At 65.4% G+C, this 17,842-nt stretch carries 14 protein-coding genes and 1 tRNA gene; all 15 read right to left on the minus strand.

Features of this window, described 5'->3' with window-relative positions; all coding sequences use genetic code 11:
- The coding region (locus ASC46_RS21560; protein WP_245280644.1) for a GTP-binding protein at positions 1–89 on the minus strand (89 nt) is incomplete at its 3' end.
- 56 nt (positions 90–145) lie between these two features.
- The gene (fusA, locus tag ASC46_RS20160; protein ID WP_055461085.1) at positions 146–2,221 is read right to left on the minus strand and encodes an elongation factor G; all 2,076 of its coding nucleotides are present in this window, start codon (positions 2,219–2,221) and stop codon (positions 146–148) included.
- A 29-nt stretch (positions 2,222–2,250) separates the two neighbouring features.
- Entirely contained in the window at positions 2,251–2,721 is a 471-nt protein-coding gene (gene rpsG, locus ASC46_RS20165; RefSeq protein ID WP_055461086.1) for a 30S ribosomal protein S7, read from the minus strand.
- Between the two features lie 39 nt (positions 2,722–2,760).
- Positions 2,761–3,132 (minus strand): 30S ribosomal protein S12, encoded by a 372-nt coding sequence (gene rpsL, locus ASC46_RS20170; protein WP_019400023.1) that lies wholly within the window; start codon positions 3,130–3,132, stop codon positions 2,761–2,763.
- A gap of 539 nt (positions 3,133–3,671) precedes the next feature.
- Positions 3,672–7,865: a DNA-directed RNA polymerase subunit beta' gene (gene rpoC, locus ASC46_RS20175; protein WP_055461087.1), complete on the minus strand. Its 4,194-nt coding sequence runs from the start codon at positions 7,863–7,865 to the stop codon at positions 3,672–3,674.
- A 176-nt stretch (positions 7,866–8,041) separates the two neighbouring features.
- Positions 8,042–12,163 (minus strand): DNA-directed RNA polymerase subunit beta, encoded by a 4,122-nt coding sequence (gene rpoB, locus ASC46_RS20180; RefSeq protein WP_055461088.1) that lies wholly within the window; start codon positions 12,161–12,163, stop codon positions 8,042–8,044.
- A gap of 278 nt (positions 12,164–12,441) precedes the next feature.
- Complete coding sequence (gene rplL, locus ASC46_RS20185) at positions 12,442–12,822, minus strand: 50S ribosomal protein L7/L12 (protein ID WP_019400026.1); 381 nt, start codon at positions 12,820–12,822, stop codon at positions 12,442–12,444.
- 48 nt (positions 12,823–12,870) lie between these two features.
- Positions 12,871–13,389: a 50S ribosomal protein L10 gene (gene rplJ, locus ASC46_RS20190; protein WP_055461089.1), complete on the minus strand. Its 519-nt coding sequence runs from the start codon at positions 13,387–13,389 to the stop codon at positions 12,871–12,873.
- A gap of 540 nt (positions 13,390–13,929) precedes the next feature.
- Positions 13,930–14,628, minus strand: a complete 699-nt coding sequence (rplA, locus tag ASC46_RS20195; RefSeq protein WP_055461090.1) for a 50S ribosomal protein L1 — start codon at positions 14,626–14,628, stop codon at positions 13,930–13,932.
- Positions 14,629–14,639: 11 nt separating this feature from the next.
- On the minus strand, positions 14,640–15,068 hold the full coding sequence (gene rplK / locus ASC46_RS20200) for a 50S ribosomal protein L11 (protein ID WP_019400029.1): 429 nt from the start codon (positions 15,066–15,068) through the stop codon (positions 14,640–14,642).
- A 223-nt stretch (positions 15,069–15,291) separates the two neighbouring features.
- Positions 15,292–15,666 (minus strand): ribbon-helix-helix domain-containing protein, encoded by a 375-nt coding sequence (locus ASC46_RS20205; RefSeq protein ID WP_055461091.1) that lies wholly within the window; start codon positions 15,664–15,666, stop codon positions 15,292–15,294.
- Between the two features lie 96 nt (positions 15,667–15,762).
- Positions 15,763–16,347 carry a DJ-1/PfpI family protein gene (locus tag ASC46_RS20210; protein WP_055461092.1) on the minus strand — a complete coding sequence of 195 codons (585 nt, stop codon included), beginning with the start codon at positions 16,345–16,347 and terminating at the stop codon, positions 15,763–15,765.
- Between the two features lie 258 nt (positions 16,348–16,605).
- Entirely contained in the window at positions 16,606–17,139 is a 534-nt protein-coding gene (nusG, locus tag ASC46_RS20215; protein WP_055461093.1) for a transcription termination/antitermination protein NusG, read from the minus strand.
- 12 nt (positions 17,140–17,151) lie between these two features.
- Complete coding sequence (gene secE / locus ASC46_RS20220) at positions 17,152–17,349, minus strand: preprotein translocase subunit SecE (RefSeq protein WP_019400034.1); 198 nt, start codon at positions 17,347–17,349, stop codon at positions 17,152–17,154.
- Between the two features lie 163 nt (positions 17,350–17,512).
- A tRNA-Trp gene (locus ASC46_RS20225) sits at positions 17,513–17,589 on the minus strand.
- Positions 17,590–17,842 lie beyond the last annotated feature (253 nt).

Consider the following 17,842-nt stretch of genomic DNA (forward strand, 5'->3'; position numbering starts at 1 on the left):
GCCGTCAGAGACGTCTTGCCATGGTCAACGTGACCAATCGTCCCGATGTTGCAGTGCGGCTTCGTGCGCTCAAACTTTTCCTTCGCCATCGTAGGGCTCCTTCAAAGGAACTCGACGTCAGTCGTGTCTCGTTCTCGTTTCAGGTTCAGGCGTACTTGGCCTGAACCTCGGCGGCGACCGCTTGCGGCACTTGCTCGTAGTGGTCGAACTGCATCGTGTAGGTCGCGCGCCCCTGGCTCATCGAGCGCAGCGTGTTCACGTAACCGAACATGTTAGCCAGCGGCACCATCGCATTGATGACCACCGCGTTGCCGCGCATGTCCTGGCCCTGGATCTGGCCACGGCGGGAGTTGAGGTCGCCGATGACCGAACCGGTGTAGTCCTCCGGCGTCACCACCTCGACCTTCATGATCGGCTCGAGAAGGACGGCACCGCCCTTCTGCAGCGCTTCGCGCAGCGCGGCACGGGCCGCAATCTCGAAGGCCAGCGCCGACGAGTCGACCTCGTGATAGGCGCCGTCGATCAGCTCCACCCTGAGGTCGACGACGGGGAAACCGGCGAGCACGCCCGCGCCGAGAACGGACTCGAGGCCCTTCTCGACACCCGGGATGTACTCCTTCGGCACCACACCACCGACGATCTTCGACTCGAACGAGTAACCCGCGCCCGGCTCGGTCGGCTCGGCAACGATCTTGACGCGCGCGAACTGGCCCGAGCCACCGGTCTGCTTCTTGTGCGTGTAGTCCACCTCGACGCGCTTGGAGATGCGCTCGCGATAGGCCACCTGCGGCGCGCCGACATTGGCATCCACCTTGTAAGTGCGGCGCAGGATGTCGACCTTGATGTCGAGATGGAGCTCGCCCATGCCCTTGAGGATGGTCTGGCCGGATTCCTGGTCCGTCGACACCTGGAAGGACGGATCCTCCGCAGCGAGCTTGGACAGCGCGATGCCGAGCTTCTCCTGGTCGGCCTTCGATTTCGGCTCGATGGCGATCTCGATGACCGGTGCCGGGAACTCCATCTTCTCGAGGATGACGGGCTTCAGCGGGTCGCAGAGCGTGTCGCCGGTGCGGACTTCCTTGAGGCCCGCGAGCGCCACGATGTCACCGGCATAGGCTTCCTTGATGTCTTCGCGGTTGTTCGCATGCATCAGGAGCATGCGGCCGACGCGCTCCTTCTTCTCGCGCGTCGAGTTGACGATCGAGGAGCCCGATTCCACCTTGCCGGAATAGACGCGGCAGAAGGTGATCGTGCCGACGAACGGGTCGTCCATGATCTTGAAGGCGAGCATGGAAAACGGCTCGTCGTCGGACGGCTTGCGCTCGATTGGCTCTTCCGTGTTGGCGTCGATGCCCTTGATGGCGCCACGGTCGAGCGGCGACGGCAGGTAATCCACGACGGCATCGAGCAGGGGCTGCACACCCTTGTTCTTGAAAGCCGTGCCGCACAGCACCGGATGGAAAGCACGCTGCTGCACCGCGACGCGGATCAGCTTGCGCAGGGTGGCCTCGTTCGGCTCCTGCCCCTCGAGATAAGCGCTCATAGCGTCATCATCGAGCTCGACCGCAGCCTCGACCAGCTTGGTGCGGTACTCGGCAGCCTTGTCGGCGAGATCGGCCGGGATATCGGTGATGTTGAACTTCGCACCGAGGGCATCGTCTTCCCAGACGAGCGCCTTCATGGCGACGAGATCGACCACACCCTTGAAACCGCCCTCGGAACCGATCGGCAGCTGCAGACAGACCGGCTTGCCGGCGACGCGATCGACGATCGAATCGACGCAGCGGAAGAGATCGGCACCCACCTTGTCCATCTTATTGACGAACACGATGCGCGGCACGTCGTACTTGTCGGCCTGGCGCCACACGGTCTCGGTCTGGGGCTCGACGCCCTGGCTGCCATCAAGCACGCACACGGCACCGTCGAGCACGCGCAGCGAACGCTCTACCTCGATGGTGAAGTCGACGTGGCCGGGCGTGTCGATGATGTTCAGACGGTTCTCGCGCCAGAAGCAGGTCGTCGCGGCCGACGTGATGGTGATGCCGCGCTCCTGCTCCTGCGCCATCCAGTCCATGGTCGCGGAGCCCTCATGGGTCTCCCCGATCTTGTGGCTCTTGCCGGTGTAGTAGAGAATCCGCTCGGTCGTCGTCGTCTTTCCGGCATCGATGTGGGCCATGATGCCGAAATTGCGGTATTTCTCGATGGCATGACTGCGGGGCATTGTACGAGCTCCGTCCGATCTTGCGCCGATTACCAGCGGTAGTGCGAGAAGGCGCGGTTCGCTTCCGCCATGCGGTGCGTGTCTTCGCGCTTCTTCACCGCGCTGCCGCGGTTATTGGCGGCGTCGATGAGTTCGGCCGACAGCCGATCGACCATGGTGCGGTCGTTGCGCGAGCGCGCGGCCTGGATCAGCCAGCGGATGGCGAGCGCCTGACGGCGCTCCGAGCGCACCTCGACGGGCACCTGGTAGGTGGCGCCGCCGACGCGGCGGGACCGCACCTCGATCGCCGGCGAGACATTGTCGAGCGCCTGACGGAAGACCTCGAGAGGGTCAGCCTTCAGCTTCTGCTCGATGATGTCGAACGCGCCATAGACGATGGCCTCGGCAGCCGATTTCTTGCCATCGCGCATCACGGAGTTCATGAACTTCGTGAGAACCACGTCACCGAACTTGGCGTCCGGGATGATCTCGCGCTTCTCGGCACTGTGACGACGGGACATATGCTCCGCTCCGCCTTGAAATTTCGGAAAGCGCCCGAATTACTTCGGACGCTTGGCACCGTACTTCGAACGGCGCTGCTTACGGTTCTTGACGCCCTGAGTGTCGAGGACGCCGCGCAGAACGTGGTAACGCACACCCGGAAGATCCTTGACGCGACCGCCGCGGATCATGACCACGGAGTGCTCCTGGAGGTTGTGCCCCTCGCCCGGGATGTAGCCGATGACCTCGAAACCGTTCGTCAGGCGCACCTTGGCGACCTTACGCAGAGCCGAGTTCGGCTTCTTCGGCGTCGTCGTATAGACGCGCGTGCACACACCCCGCTTCTGCGGGCAGGCCTCGAGTGCAGGAACCTTGTTCCGGCTCTTCTGCGCCGTCCGCGGCTTGCGGATCAGCTGGCTGATCGTCGGCATGCTTCGCTCTCTTCGCTCCGGCCTTCCGGCCGCTTGCCTAGACTGCTCCAACCGCACAGCACCGAATGAAGCCGTGCGACCTTCCCATTGATGCGGCGCGCACAAACGCCCGGCCGCAAGCAAAACAAATCCGCGCCTTCGGCGGAATGCCTCCGGCGCGTTAGCCCGCAGAGGACCACGGCGGGCCGCGGTCATGCTCCTGATCTGACTCTACAAGCCTGACTTGCTGCCAGTCGGTGCTGAATTCGACAGCGTTTAGGACCTAAAGGTCAGGGCTGCTGCCCCGACAGAGAGACCTACGGCCTGCCGGAAGTGGGCGGTTTTTACCCCTTGAGTCGCCCGTCGTCAACGTCTTTCTCGTTTGCAGCCTTCGATTTCCGGCCGGCGAGCACCTGCTGCAGCTAACCCGCACGATCTGCCAAGGTTGCGCCCGCCCCCCGGCAACATTCGGAAACGGAGCCGGGCATCTGCGACATATCCGAAACGGCGAAGGGGCCGCCCGCAGGGGCGGCCCCTTCCCTGTCGTTGGCGGAAGCGCCTTACTCCGCCGCGGCGGGCGGCAGTTCCCCGCCCACGGCCGCCGCAGCGGCGTGGCCGGATTCGTTCGCCTTCTGCGCGAGGATGAGTTCGTCGCGGCGCTGCGCGATCTCGCGCAGGCGGGCAGCCACGGCCCCGGTGCCGGCCGGAATGAGGCTGCCCACGATGACGTTCTCCTTGAGGCCCTCGAGCATGTCCGTCTTGCCGTTGACGGCGGCCTCGGTAAGGACGCGCGTCGTCTCCTGGAAGGAGGCGGCGGAGATGAACGAGCGGGTCTGAAGGCTCGCCTTGGTGATGCCGAGCAGGACCGGCGTGCCCACCGCCGGCTTCTTGCCTTGGGCGACGAGTGCCTCGTTCGCCTCTTCCATTTCCAGGCGGTCGACCTGCTCGCCCTGCAGGAACTCGCTGTCACCGGGCTCCTGGATCTCGACCTTCTGCAACATCTGGCGAACGATCACCTCGATGTGCTTGTCGTTGATGTTCACGCCCTGCAGGCGATACACCTCCTGGATCTCGTTGACGAGATAGGCGGCCAGTTCCTCGACGCCCTTGATGGCAAGGATGTCGTGCGGCGCGGGATTGCCGTCGACAATGAAGTCGCCGACCTCCACCACGTCACCGTCCTGAAGGTGGATGTGCTTGCCTTTCGGAATGAGGTACTCGACCGACTCCGAGCCGTCATGCGGCACGAGCGTCAGGCGACGCTTGTTCTTGTAGTCGCGCCCGAACTGGATCGTGCCGGACTTCTCGGCAATGATCGCCGCATCCTTCGGCCGGCGCGCCTCGAACAGCTCGGCCACCCGCGGCAGACCGCCGGTGATGTCGCGCGTCTTGGCGCTCTCCATCGGGATACGGGCAAGCACGTCGCCGGCCTTGACCTTCGCGCCCGGATCCACGCCGATGATGGCATCGACCGCGAGCAGCGAGCGGGCCTCGCCGCCGCGGGCGAGCTTGGCGATCTTGCCGCTCTCGTCGTGGATGACGATGGCGGGCCGCAGGTCCGACGTGCGGGCCGAGCCGCGCCAGTCGATGACGACGCGCTTGGCGATGCCGGTCGACTCGTCGATCTGTTCCGACATCGAGGCACCCTCGACGAGGTCCTCGAAGCCGACCACACCGTCGACCTCGGTCAGGATCGGCCGGGTGTAGGGATCCCACTCGGCGATGCGCTGGCCACGCTTGATGGTGTCGCCTTCGTCGACCTTGAGGCGCGCACCGTATTGGATGCGGTGCACTGCCCGCTCCTGCCCGTCCGGCCCGACGATGAGCACGGCGAGGTTGCGGCCCATGGCGATGAGATCCCCGTCCGAGTTGCGCGCCACGTTCCGGTTGCGGATCTTGACGGTGCCCTCGAAGTTGGACTCGACGAACGACTGGTCGGCGATCTGCGCGGCGCCGCCGATGTGGAACGTGCGCATCGTGAGCTGCGTGCCCGGCTCGCCGATCGATTGCGCCGCGATGACACCGACGGCCTCGCCGTAGTTGACCGGCGTGCCTCGCGCCAGATCGCGCCCGTAGCAGGTGGCGCAGACGCCGTTCTTGGCCTCGCAGGTCAGCACCGAGCGGATCTTCACCTCCTGGATGCCGGCGGCGGTGATCGGTTCGATGTGCCATTCCTCGATCATGGTGCCGGCCGGCACGATGACCTTGCCGTCCGCATCCACGAGATCCTCCGCGGCGGTGCGGCCGAGGATACGCGAGGCGAGCGAGGCCACGATCTGGCCGGCATCGACGATGGCCCGCATGCGGATGCCCTTGTCGGTGCCACAGTCGGGCTCACGGATGACCGCATCCTGCGCCACGTCGACGAGACGGCGGGTGAGATAGCCCGAGTTCGCCGTCTTGAGCGCCGTGTCGGCGAGGCCCTTGCGAGCGCCGTGCGTCGAGTTGAAGTACTCGAGCACGTCGAGGCCTTCCTTGAAGTTCGAGATGATCGGGCTCTCGATGATCTCGCCGGAGGGCTTGGCCATCAGGCCGCGCATGGCCGCGAGCTGCTTCATCTGCGCCGGCGAGCCGCGGGCGCCGGAATGGGCCATCATGTAGATGGAGTTCACCGGCTTGTCGCGGCCATTCTCGTCCTTCTGCACGGCCGAGATACGCGCCATCATCTCGCCGGCAAGGCGATCCGAGCACTTGGCCCAGGCGTCGACGACCTTGTTGTACTTCTCGCCCTGCGTGATGAGACCGTCCTGGTACTGCTGCTCGTAGTCCTTCACGAGCGCGCGCGTCTCGTCGACGATCGACCACTTGTTCTCGGGCACCACCATGTCGTCCTTGCCGAACGAGATGCCGGCCTTGAACGCATGGTAGAAGCCGAGACCCATGATGCGATCGCAGAAGATGACCGATTCCTTCTGCCCGCAGTTGCGGTAGACGGTGTCGATCATGTTCGAGATCTCCTTCTTCGTCATGAGCTTGTTCACGACATCGAAGGGAACGGCCGGGTGCCGGGGCAGGACGCGCGACAGGATCACGCGGCCCGGTGTCGTTTCGTAGATTCGGGAGAAGGTAGAACCGTCCTCGGCCACACCCGTCCAGCGATACTTGATCTTCGAGTGCAGGGTGACAACCTTGGCCGCAAGCGCATGCTCGAGTTCGCCCATGTCGGCGAACACCTTGCCCTCGCCCGGCTCGCCCTCGGCGAGGATCGAGAGATAGTAGAGGCCGAGAACGATATCCTGCGACGGCACGATGATCGGCTGACCGTTGGCCGGGTGCAGGATGTTGTTCGTCGACATCATCAGCACACGCGCCTCGAGCTGGGCTTCCAGCGAGAGGGGCACGTGCACGGCCATCTGGTCACCGTCGAAGTCGGCGTTGAACGCCGCGCAGACGAGCGGGTGCAGCTGGATGGCCTTGCCCTCGATGAGGGTCGGCTCGAAGGCCTGAATGCCGAGACGGTGCAACGTGGGCGCCCGGTTGAGCATCACCGGATGCTCGCGGATCACCTCGTCGAGGATGTCCCAGACCTCGGGCTTCTCCTTCTCGACGAGCTTCTTCGCCTGCTTCACCGTGGCCGAGAGGCCCTTGGCGTCAAGCCGCGCATAGATGAACGGCTTGAACAGTTCGAGTGCCATCTTCTTCGGCAGGCCGCACTGATGCAGCTTGAGCTCGGGCCCGACGACGATCACCGAGCGGCCGGAATAGTCGACGCGCTTGCCGAGCAGGTTCTGACGGAAGCGGCCCTGCTTGCCCTTCAGCATGTCGGCGAGCGACTTCAGCGGGCGCTTGTTGGCACCCGTGATGACGCGGCCGCGCCGGCCGTTGTCGAACAGCGCGTCGACAGCCTCCTGCAGCATCCGCTTCTCGTTGCGGATGATGATGTCGGGCGCCCTGAGCTCGATCAGCCGCTTCAGGCGGTTGTTGCGGTTGATGACGCGGCGGTAGAGATCGTTGAGATCCGACGTTGCGAAGCGGCCGCCGTCGAGCGGGACGAGCGGGCGCAGGTCCGGCGGGATCACCGGCACGACGGTCAGAATCATCCACTCGGGCTTGTTGCCGGACTGGATGAAGGCCTCGATGATCTTGAGGCGCTTCATCAGCTTCTTCGGCTTGAGCTCGGAGGTCGTCGTGGCAATCTCCTGGCGCAGGTCCGCCGCAATCTTCTCGAGGTCGAGGCTCCGGAGAATCTCGCGGATCGCCTCGGCGCCGATCATCGCCGTGAAGCTGTCCTCGCCATACTCGTCTTGCGCGCGCAGATACTCCTCCTCCGACAGGAGCTGGCGCTCCTTGAGGGGGGTGATGCCCGGCTCGATGACGACGTAGTACTCGAAATAAAGGATCCGCTCGAGATCCTTGAGCGTCATGTCGAGCAGCAGGCCGATGCGCGACGGCAGCGACTTCAGGAACCAGATGTGCGCCACTGGCGCAGCGAGCTCGATATGGCCCATGCGCTCGCGCCGGACGCGCGCCAGCGTCACCTCGACGCCGCACTTCTCGCAGATGACGCCCTTGTACTTCATGCGCTTGTACTTGCCGCACAAGCACTCATAGTCCTTGATCGGGCCGAAGATCCGCGCGCAGAACAGGCCGTCACGCTCGGGCTTGAACGTGCGGTAGTTGATCGTCTCCGGCTTCTTGATCTCGCCGTAGGACCAGGACAGAATCTTCTCCGGGCTGGCAAGCGAGATCTTGATCTGGTCGAAGGTCTGCGCCGGAGCCTGGGTATTGAAGAGATTCATGACCTCTTGATTCATCGCCGTCTCCTCGGTTGCGGAGGCGCCGCCTGGGCGACCCGTCTCCGCCGGCATTTCATGCGGACATCGGGGCGTCCCCCGACATCGACGCTTGTTACGATCGAGGCGCGGGCTCATGCCGTCCGCGCCCCTTGTCCCTCACCCTCGCGCGGGCCACGCGGCGCCGGAGGCGCCGGTCACTCCGCTGCCTCCGAAGGCGGCAGTTCCACGGACGGCTTCTTCGTCGAGATGAGCTCGACGTTGAGGCCGAGCGAGCGCATCTCCTTGACGAGCACGTTGAAGCTCTCCGGGATGCCGGCCTCGAAGGTGTCATCTCCGCGCACGATGGCCTCGTAGACCTTGGTGCGGCCGGCGACGTCGTCCGACTTGACCGTCAGCATCTCCTGCAAGGTATAGGCCGCGCCGTAGGCCTCGAGCGCCCAGACCTCCATCTCGCCGAAACGCTGGCCGCCGAACTGCGCCTTGCCACCCAGCGGCTGTTGCGTGACGAGCGAATAGGGGCCGATCGAGCGGGCGTGGATCTTGTCGTCAACCAGGTGGTGAAGCTTCAGCATGTAGATGTAGCCCACGGTCACCTTGCGGTCGAACGCCTCGCCCGTGCGTCCGTCGAAGAGCGTCGACTGTGCCGAGCGGTGAAGACCTGCCTGCTCCAGCATCTGCTCGATGTCGGCCTCCTTGGCGCCGTCGAAGACCGGCGTCGCAATCGGCACACCGCGCCGGAGATTGGCGCTCATCTCGACGAGTTCCTCGTCCGACATCGACGCCACTTCGCCATTGTCGCCGTAGACCTCGCCGAGCTTCTGACGCAACGGTCCGAGGTTCTGCGTCTTCATGTAGGCGTCGTAGGCCTCGCCGACCTGCCGGCCGAGGCCGGCGCAGGCCCAGCCAAGGTGCGTCTCCAGGATCTGGCCGACATTCATGCGGCTCGGCACGCCGAGCGGGTTCAGCACGATGTCCACGTGGGTGCCGTCATCGAGGAAGGGCATGTCCTCGATGGGCACAATCTTCGACACGACACCCTTGTTGCCGTGCCGCCCGGCCATCTTGTCGCCCGGCTGGATCTTGCGCTTGACCGCAATGAAGACCTTGACCTGCTTCATCACGCCGGGCGGCAACTCGTCGCCCCGCTGCAGCTTCTCGACCTTGTCGAGGAAACGCTGCTCAAGGCGCTTCTTCGACTCGTCGTACTGCTTGCGCATTGCCTCGAGCTCGCTCATCACCGCATCGTCGGCGACGGCGAACTGCCACCACTGCGAGCGCGGATACTCGTTGAGCGCCTCGCGGGTCAGCGCGGCGTCACGCTTGAAGCCCTTCGGCCCCGCGATCGCCGTCTGGCCCGTGAGCACCTCGGCGAGGCGGGCGTAGACGTTGCGGTCCAGGATCGCCTGTTCGTCGTCGCGGTCCTTGGCCAGGCGCTCGATCTCCTCGCGTTCGATGGCCTGGGCGCGCTCGTCCTTGTCGACGCCATGGCGGTTGAAGACGCGCACCTCGACGATGGTTCCGGTGACACCGGGCGGCACGCGCAGCGAAGTGTCGCGCACGTCGGAGGCCTTCTCGCCGAAAATGGCGCGCAGCAGCTTCTCCTCAGGCGTCATCGGGCTCTCGCCCTTCGGCGTGATCTTGCCGACGAGAATGTCGCCGGCGTGAACTTCAGCGCCGATATAGACGATGCCGGCCTCGTCGAGGTTCTTCAGCGCCTCTTCCGACACGTTCGGAATATCGCGCGTGATCTCCTCCGGCCCGAGCTTGGTGTCACGGGCGCTGACCTCGAACTCCTCGATGTGAATCGAGGTGAACACGTCGTCCTTCACGATGCGCTCGGAGAGGAGGATGGAATCCTCGAAGTTGTAGCCGTTCCAGGGCATGAACGCGACGAGCACGTTTCGGCCGAGCGCCAACTCGCCGAGATCGGTCGAGGGACCGTCGGCGATGATGTCGCCCTTCTTCACCATGTCGCCCACCTTCACCAGCGGGCGCTGGTTGATGCAGGTCGACTGGTTGGAGCGCTGGAACTTCTGCAGCCGGTAGATGTCGACGCCCGACTTGGTCGGGTCGAGATCCTGCGTGGCGCGGATGACGATACGCGTCGCGTCCACCTGGTCGACGATGCCGGTGCGGCGGGCCGCAATGGCCGCGCCGGAGTCACGGGCAACCACCGCCTCCATGCCGGTGCCGACGAAGGGCGCATCCGCCTTCACCAGCGGCACGGCCTGGCGCTGCATGTTGGAGCCCATCAGGGCGCGGTTGGCGTCGTCGTTCTCGAGGAACGGGATGAGCGCCGCAGCGACCGACACGAGCTGCTTCGGCGACACGTCCATGTAGTCGACGCGATCCGGCGGCATGACCACGACGTCGCCGGCGCGGCGGCAGACCACGAGATCCTCCGTCAGGCGGCCTTCGCTGTCGATGGCAGCGTTCGCCTGGGCGACGTTGTACTTCTGCTCCTCCATCGCCGAGAGGTAGACCACCTCCTCGGTGACCCGCCCGTCCTTCACCTTGCGGTAGGGCGCCTCGATGAAGCCGTACTTGTTGACGCGCGCAAAGGTGGCGAGCGAGTTGATGAGGCCGATATTCGGGCCTTCCGGCGTCTCGATCGGGCAGATGCGGCCGTAGTGCGTCGGGTGCACGTCGCGCACCTCGAAGCCGGCGCGCTCGCGGGTGAGACCACCCGGGCCCAGCGCCGAGAGGCGACGCTTGTGCGTCACCTCCGACAATGGGTTGGTCTGGTCCATGAACTGGGACAGCTGGGAAGAGCCGAAGAACTCGCGCACCGCCGCGGCGGCGGGCTTGGCGTTGATGAGGTCCTGCGGCATCACCGTGTCGATGTCGACCGAAGACATGCGCTCCTTGATGGCGCGCTCCATCCGGAGAAGACCCAGGCGATACTGGTTCTCCATAAGCTCTCCTACCGAGCGCACGCGGCGGTTGCCGAGATGGTCGATGTCGTCGATCTCGCCGCGGCCGTCGCGCAGGTCGACGAGCGCCTTCACCACCGCGAGCATGTCCTCGCGGCGCAGCGTCCTCACCGTATCCGGGCAGTCGAGGTCGAGGCGCATGTTCATCTTTACGCGGCCGACCGCCGAGAGGTCGTAGCGCTCGGCGTCGAAGAACAGCGAATGGAACATGGCCTCCGCCGTCTCCAACGTCGGCGGCTCGCCCGGGCGCATCACGCGATAGATGTCGAACAGGGCCTCCTCGCGCGAGGAGTTCTTGTCGACGGCAAGCGTGTTGCGGATGTACGGGCCGATGTTGACGTGGTCGATGTCGAGCACAGGGATATCGGTGAAGCCCTGCTCGACGAGCGTTGCGAGCAGCTTGGCCGTGATCTCCTCGCCAGCCTCGGCATGAATCTCGCCCGTCGACAGATCGACAAGGTCCTCCGCGATGTACTGGCCGTAAAGATCCTCATCGCTGGCGCGCAGGGCCTTGACACCCTTTTCCTCGAGGAGGCGGGCAGCCCGGGCCGTGAGCTTCTTGCCGGACTCGAGGACGACTTCGCCGCTGTCGGCGTCGATAAGGTCGCTGACGGCCTTGAAGCCCTTCATGCGGCCGGCGTCGAACGGCATGCGCCAGCCGTCCTTGTCCTTCGCGTAGTGCACCTTGTCGTAGAAGGTGTCGAGGATTTCCTCGCCATCGAGGCCGAGCGCATAGAGCAGCGACGTCACCGGAATCTTCCGGCGCCGGTCGATGCGCGCATAGACGATGTCCTTGGCGTCGAACTCGATGTCGAGCCATGAGCCGCGATAGGGAATGATGCGGGCCGCGAACAGCAGCTTGCCGCTCGAGTGCGTCTTGCCCTTGTCATGGTCGAAGAACACGCCCGGCGAGCGGTGCATCTGCGAGACGATGACGCGCTCGGTGCCGTTGACGATGAAGGTACCGTTGTCCGTCATGAGCGGCATGTCGCCCATGTAGACATCCTGCTCCTTGATGTCCTTGACGGACTTGGCGCCGGTATCCTGGTCGACATCGAACACGATGAGGCGCAGCGTCACTTTGAGCGGTGCGGCAAAGGTCATGCCGCGCTGGCGGCACTCGTCGACGTCATACTTCGGTGGCTCGAACGTATACTTGACGAACTCCAGCAGGGACGTGTTGGAAAAGTCCGAGATCGGGAAAACGGACTTGAAGACCGCCTGAAGCCCCTCCTCGGGGCGTCCGCCCTTCGGCTCCTCGACCATCAGGAACTGGTCGTAGGACGCCTTCTGAACCTCGATGAGGTTGGGCATCTCCGCCACTTCCCGGATCTTGCCGAAGAACTTGCGGACGCGTTTCCGGCCGGTGATCGTCTGGGCCATGTTCGGTTCTCGCTCCTCACGCACGGCTGACCGGGCGGTCCGGTCGTGCGGCCACCTGGCCGCCGGGTCAGCCGCTCCGCCCCTCGGCGGAACTTCATGTAGACCGCGCTAGCCGTCGCGCGGTTGACGGCGGTTTCCGCCGCTTCACGTGGGCCTTCCGGTCCACCGTCGCCGTCGGGCCCCATGCCCTGCCAGCGACGACGCGACGGCCCCGGGGAAAACTCCCCCGGGACCGCCGCAATCTGCGATGCGGAGCCGCAGGACGCGGCCCCGGAACATCACTTGAGCTCGACCTTGGCGCCGACCTTCTCGAGGGCAGCCTTGATCTTCTCGGCCTCGTCCTTCGGCGCGCCTTCCTTCAGCGGCTTCGGGGCGCCCTCGACGAGGTCCTTCGCCTCCTTCAGGCCGAGGCCCGTGATGGCGCGCACTTCCTTGATGACCTCGATCTTCTTGTCGCCGGCGGCGGCAAGAATGACGTCGAACTCGGTCTTCTCCTCGGCGGCCGGGGCAGCGGCGCCACCAGCGCCCGGAGCAGCGGCGACGGCCACGGCGGCAGCCGCGGAGACGCCCCACTTCTCTTCGAGCAGCTTGGCGAGCTCGGCCGCCTCGAGGACCGTGAGGTTCGACAGCTCGTCGACGAGTTTCGCAAGATCAGCCATTGTTCAATTCCTGGATCGGTTCGATTTGGGTTCGGTTTTCACGCGGCCTCACGCCGCTTCGTCTCGCTTGGCATAGGCCCCGAAGACGCGCGCCACCTTGGCGGCAGGCGCGTTGACGACCTGAGCGATCTTCGTGGCCGGAGCCTGGATGAGGCCGACCAGCTTGGCGCGCAGTTCGTCGAGGGACGGCAGCGAGGCGAGCGCCTTCACACCGTCCGTATTCAGGGCAGTCGCGCCCATGGCCCCGCCGAGGATGACGAACTTGTCGTTCGCCTTGGCGAAATCCACCGCGACCTTCGGCGCCGCAACCGGGTCGCTGGAATAGGCCAGCAACGTCGGCCCCTTCAGAAGGGGACCGATGGAAGCGACATCCGTGCCTTCGAGAGCGATCTTCGCGAGGCGGTTCTTCGCAACCTTCACGGTAGCGCCGACCTGCTTCATCTCGCGACGAAGCTTCTGCATGTCGGCAACCGTGAGGCCCGCATAGTGGGCCACGACGACAACGCCCGTGCTCTTGAACACATCGTTGAGCGTCGCGACGAGATCAGCTTTTGCCGCTCTGTCCACCTTGCTCTCTCCGGTTGACGGCGAGCACTCGCCCGCCGCCGGCTGCACATGCCGCCCGAATGCGACCCCGGCCAAAGGCCACGATCGCCGGACGGCGCTCGTGAGCCCTGTCCAACCGGATGCGCCAGAACGCAACCGGCGAGTAGGTTCGAACCGACCACACCGCCGCCGGACGCGCCGGCGGCAATACGAACCAGTCTTCCCCCGTCTATGCAGGCATCGGAGCGAAATTATGCCACCCGGAAAGCCCGTTCGGCACCTGCAGTCTCGGACAGGACATAAGGCCGCGCAGGCAAAGGGCTACCCCTCGGCCTGCCGGCCTTCCACCGCCTGGTGACCCAGACGGAATTCGATGATGAATACGGGCAGAACCCTGTTCCCCCGCACCGGTCTCACCAGACACGAACCGGTATTTAACGCCTCGCAGGCAGTTTGCCAAGGGGGGCATGCCGCAAGGAGGCGCGGGAAACAGGCCGGCCCGTCATCGCCTCACACCAAGGCAGGACACGGACCGCGGCGCAGTGCCGCGGTCCGTTAATCTCAGGCGCCGACGACCGTCGACGGCTCCACCTTCACGCCCGGGCCCATCGTCGAGGAGATGGCGATGCGCTGGATGTAGGTGCCCTTGGCGCCGGAGGGCTTCGCCTTGGCGACCGCGTCGGCGAAGGCCTTGATGTTCTCGACGAGTTTGTCGGCGTCGAACGAGGCCTTGCCGATGCCGGCATGGACGATGCCCGCCTTCTCGACGCGGAACTCGACCGCGCCGCCCTTGGCGGCCTTCACCGCGCCGGCGACGTCCATGGTCACCGTACCGACCTTCGGGTTCGGCATCAGGCCGCGCGGGCCGAGCACCTTGCCGAGGCGGCCGACGAGCGGCATCAGGTCCGGCGTCGCGATGCAGCGGTCGAAGTCGATCGTGCCGCCCTGGATGCGCTCGAGCAGGTCCTCAGCGCCGACGATATCGGCACCGGCGGCCTTGGCCTCGTCGGCCTTCGGGCCGCGGGCAAAGACGGCGACGCGCACCGTGCGGCCCGAGCCGTTCGGCAGGTTGCACACGCCGCGCACCATCTGGTCCGCATGGCGCGGGTCGACGCCGAGGTTCATCGCGACCTCGATCGTCTCGTCGAACTTGGCCGTGGCCCGCTCCTTGACGAGCTTCACGGCCTCCTCGAGCCCGTAGAGCTTGACGCGGTCGATACCGGTGCGGCTCGCGGCCACGCGCTTTGCAATCTTAGCCATGATCGCTCTCCTCAGCCCACGACCTCGAGGCCCATCGAACGGGCCGAGCCTTCGATCATCGCCACCGCGGAATCGACGGTGTCGCAGTTGAGGTCTGCCATCTTCTTCTCGGCGATGTCGCGCAGCGCCTCGCGCGTGACCTTGCCGACGGTGCCACGGCCGGGGGTCTTGGACCCCTTGTCCAGCTTGGCGGCCTTCTTCAGGAAGTAGGAGACCGGCGGCTGCTTCATGTCGAAGGTGAAGGAGCGGTCCTGATACACGGTGATGACCACCGGAATCGGCATGCCCTTCTCCATCTGCGCGGTCTTCGCGTTGAAGGCCTTGCAGAATTCCATGATGTTGAGGCCGCGCTGGCCGAGCGCCGGGCCGATCGGCGGCGACGGATTGGCCGCGCCCGCCGGCACCTGAAGCTTCACGTAACCCGTGATTTTCTTCGCCATGGGATGCTCACTCGGCGTCGCCCGCCTGCCATGGCGTGCAACGCAAAGTCCGCCGCGCCACGAAAGACCGCAGGCGGCGGATGGTTGGTGATCGCGGTTGCGGCCCGCTTGCTCCGGCTGGCGAACCGGGCGTGCCTCCCGCGGATGGTCGTCCCCATGAGGGAACGGCGGATCGCCTACACCATAACGGCAGAGAAGGAAAGCCCCTGGCGCCGGCTAATCCTCACGCCGCCGGCATCAGGGCAGCCGGCGCCAGGCGCCGCGCCTCGCGTGCGAGGATGGCATCGGCATCGAGCCCGGCGATCGGCTGCGCCGCATCGCTCGATACCTCTCCCGCAAGCTGCAGCATGAGATAGCGTCCGCAACAGACCCTCAGGAACGAGGCGAAGTTCTCGACCTCGCCCCGCGCCTCCAGCAATTCCTCATAGAGCCGGCCGAGCAGTTGCGCCACGCTCATGCCGTCGCGCCCGGCGATCTCCTCGAGCACGCGCCAGTAGAGATTCTCCAGGCGCACGCTGGTGGAAAAGCCATTGAGCCTGAGCGACCGCAGGCGCGTCTCCCATAGCTGCGGATCGGCATTCACAAAAAGCTTGCACATGGCCGTCCCTCCCCTCCTGTCGGCGCCGGCAGTCTAGCGCGACCGGCCGGGCGGAGCGCAAGATCGCAGCGTGGGGCCGCAGCAGGATCCGGCACGTCAGCCGTGGCGGATTTCGGTGCCCAGCACCGCGAGGAACTGCGCGATGAAGGCCGGATGGGCCGGCCAGGCCGGGGCCGAGACAAGATTGCCGTCCGTCACGGCGGCGTCGATGGCGATATCGGCATAGGTGCCGCCCGCGAGCTCCACCTCGGCCCGGCAGGCCGGATAGGCGGAGCAGGTGCGCCCCTTCAGCACGCCGGCGCCCGCGAGGAGTTGCGCACCGTGGCAGATGGCCGCCACCGGCTTGCCCGTCTCGAAGAAGTGCCGCACGCAGGCGACGACGCGCTCGTTGAGGCGCAGATATTCGGGGGCCCGGCCGCCGGGGATGACGAGGGCGTCGTAGGACGCGGGCTCGACCTCGGCGAAGGTGGCGTTGAGGGTGAAATTGTGGCCGCGCTTTTCCGAATAGGTCTGCTGGCCCTCGAAATCATGGATGGCCGTGGCCACCGCCTCGCCCGCCTTCTTGCCCGGGCAGACGGCATGCACGGTATGGCCGACGGCGAGCAGCGTCTGGAACGGCACCATGATCTCGTAGTCCTCGCCGAAATCGCCGACGATCATCAGGATACGCTTGCCTGCCATTGTTTCCTCCCTTGCTGTCGCAAGCAGGAAGGCTACAGGCGCGGGGCGATGCGAAGGTGTTATCCCGATAACACGCAAGCGCCGCGACGCGCGGCCCGTGAGGGATGACGAGGCGGCGAAGGGCTGGGCGGCCGGTTCCACAAGTCGTCGTGCCCGCACTTGTCGCGGGCATCCACGCCCGGGAAAATCCTGTAATGCCAAAAACGCAGATGGCCGGGACGAACCCGGCCATGACGGTGGCGGAACGCGATCCGTCGGTCAGACCTTCTCGACCTGCCCGTATTCGAGCTCGACCGGCGTCGCACGGCCGAAGATGGACACCGCTACCTTGAGCCGGGCGCGGCCCTCGTCCACCTCTTCCACCACGCCGCTGAACGACGCGAAGGGGCCGTCGGCGACACGCACCTGCTCGCCCACCTCGAAGTGAACCGACGACTTAGGCCGCTCGACACCCTCGGCGACCTGGCCCTTGATGCGCTCGGCCTCATGGTCCGGGATCGGCAGCGGCTTCGACTTGTCGGCGCCGAGAAAGCCCGTGACCTTCGGCGTGTTCTTGATGAGGTGATAGACCTCGTCCGTGAGGTCGCACTTCACCAGCACATAGCCGGGAAAGAACTTGCGCTCGGTGTCGATCTTGCGGCCGCGGCGCACCTCGACGACCTTCTCGGTCGGGACGAGGATCTCCTCGAACTTGTCTTCGAGCCCACGCTGCTGCGCCTGGTCGCGCAGCGACTGCGCCACCTTGTTCTCAAAGTTTGAATAGGCGTGGACGATGTACCAGCGATAGCTCATGACTTTCTCCCCTCAGCGTCCGACACCGAGGATCAGGCCGACGCCGAAGCGGATGATCTGGTCGGCAGCGAGGAAGAACAGCGCGGCAATGATCACCATGACAAAGACCATGGCGGTCGTGACCATGGTCTCCTTGCGCGTCGGCCAAGTGACCTTGGCCGCCTCGTTGCGGACCTGCTGCAGGAATTCGAACGGGTTCGTCTTTGCCATCGTCCTCACGTCCGCGGGCTTCGCCCCCGCCTCTCGTCGCAACAGCGTGCGCGACCGCCTCGAATCACGACGCGGCGCGTGCCGTTGCGGTCACACGCCGTCAATCGCTCCCGGCACAAGCAGCCTTCTTGACACTGGGACAAGAGCCACTCGAAAGATCCGCTGGCAGGAGTGGAGGGACTCGAACCCCCAACCCCCGGTTTTGGAGACCGGTGCTCTAACCAGTTGAGCTACACTCCTAGCGGAACCGGCGGATCGACGTCGCCCACCGGCTTTGCCTCATCGGGTGAAACCCGCCCGATGAGGTGGGGACGACGCGACCGCCGCTTCCTATATCCCATCGCCGCCGCGCAGCAAAGCCGCTTCGCGAGGCGGTGAAAATCACGTCGGGAAGGCTTCCCGGAGAAGACCGGCGCCGCGTGGTGCGGCGCGCGGCCTTGTGCCTTGCTTACTCGATGATGGAGGCGACGACGCCGGCGCCAACCGTGCGGCC

The sequence above is a fragment of the Chelatococcus sambhunathii genome, assembly GCF_001418005.1.
Taxonomy (GTDB): Bacteria; Pseudomonadota; Alphaproteobacteria; order Rhizobiales; family Beijerinckiaceae; genus Chelatococcus_A; species Chelatococcus_A sambhunathii.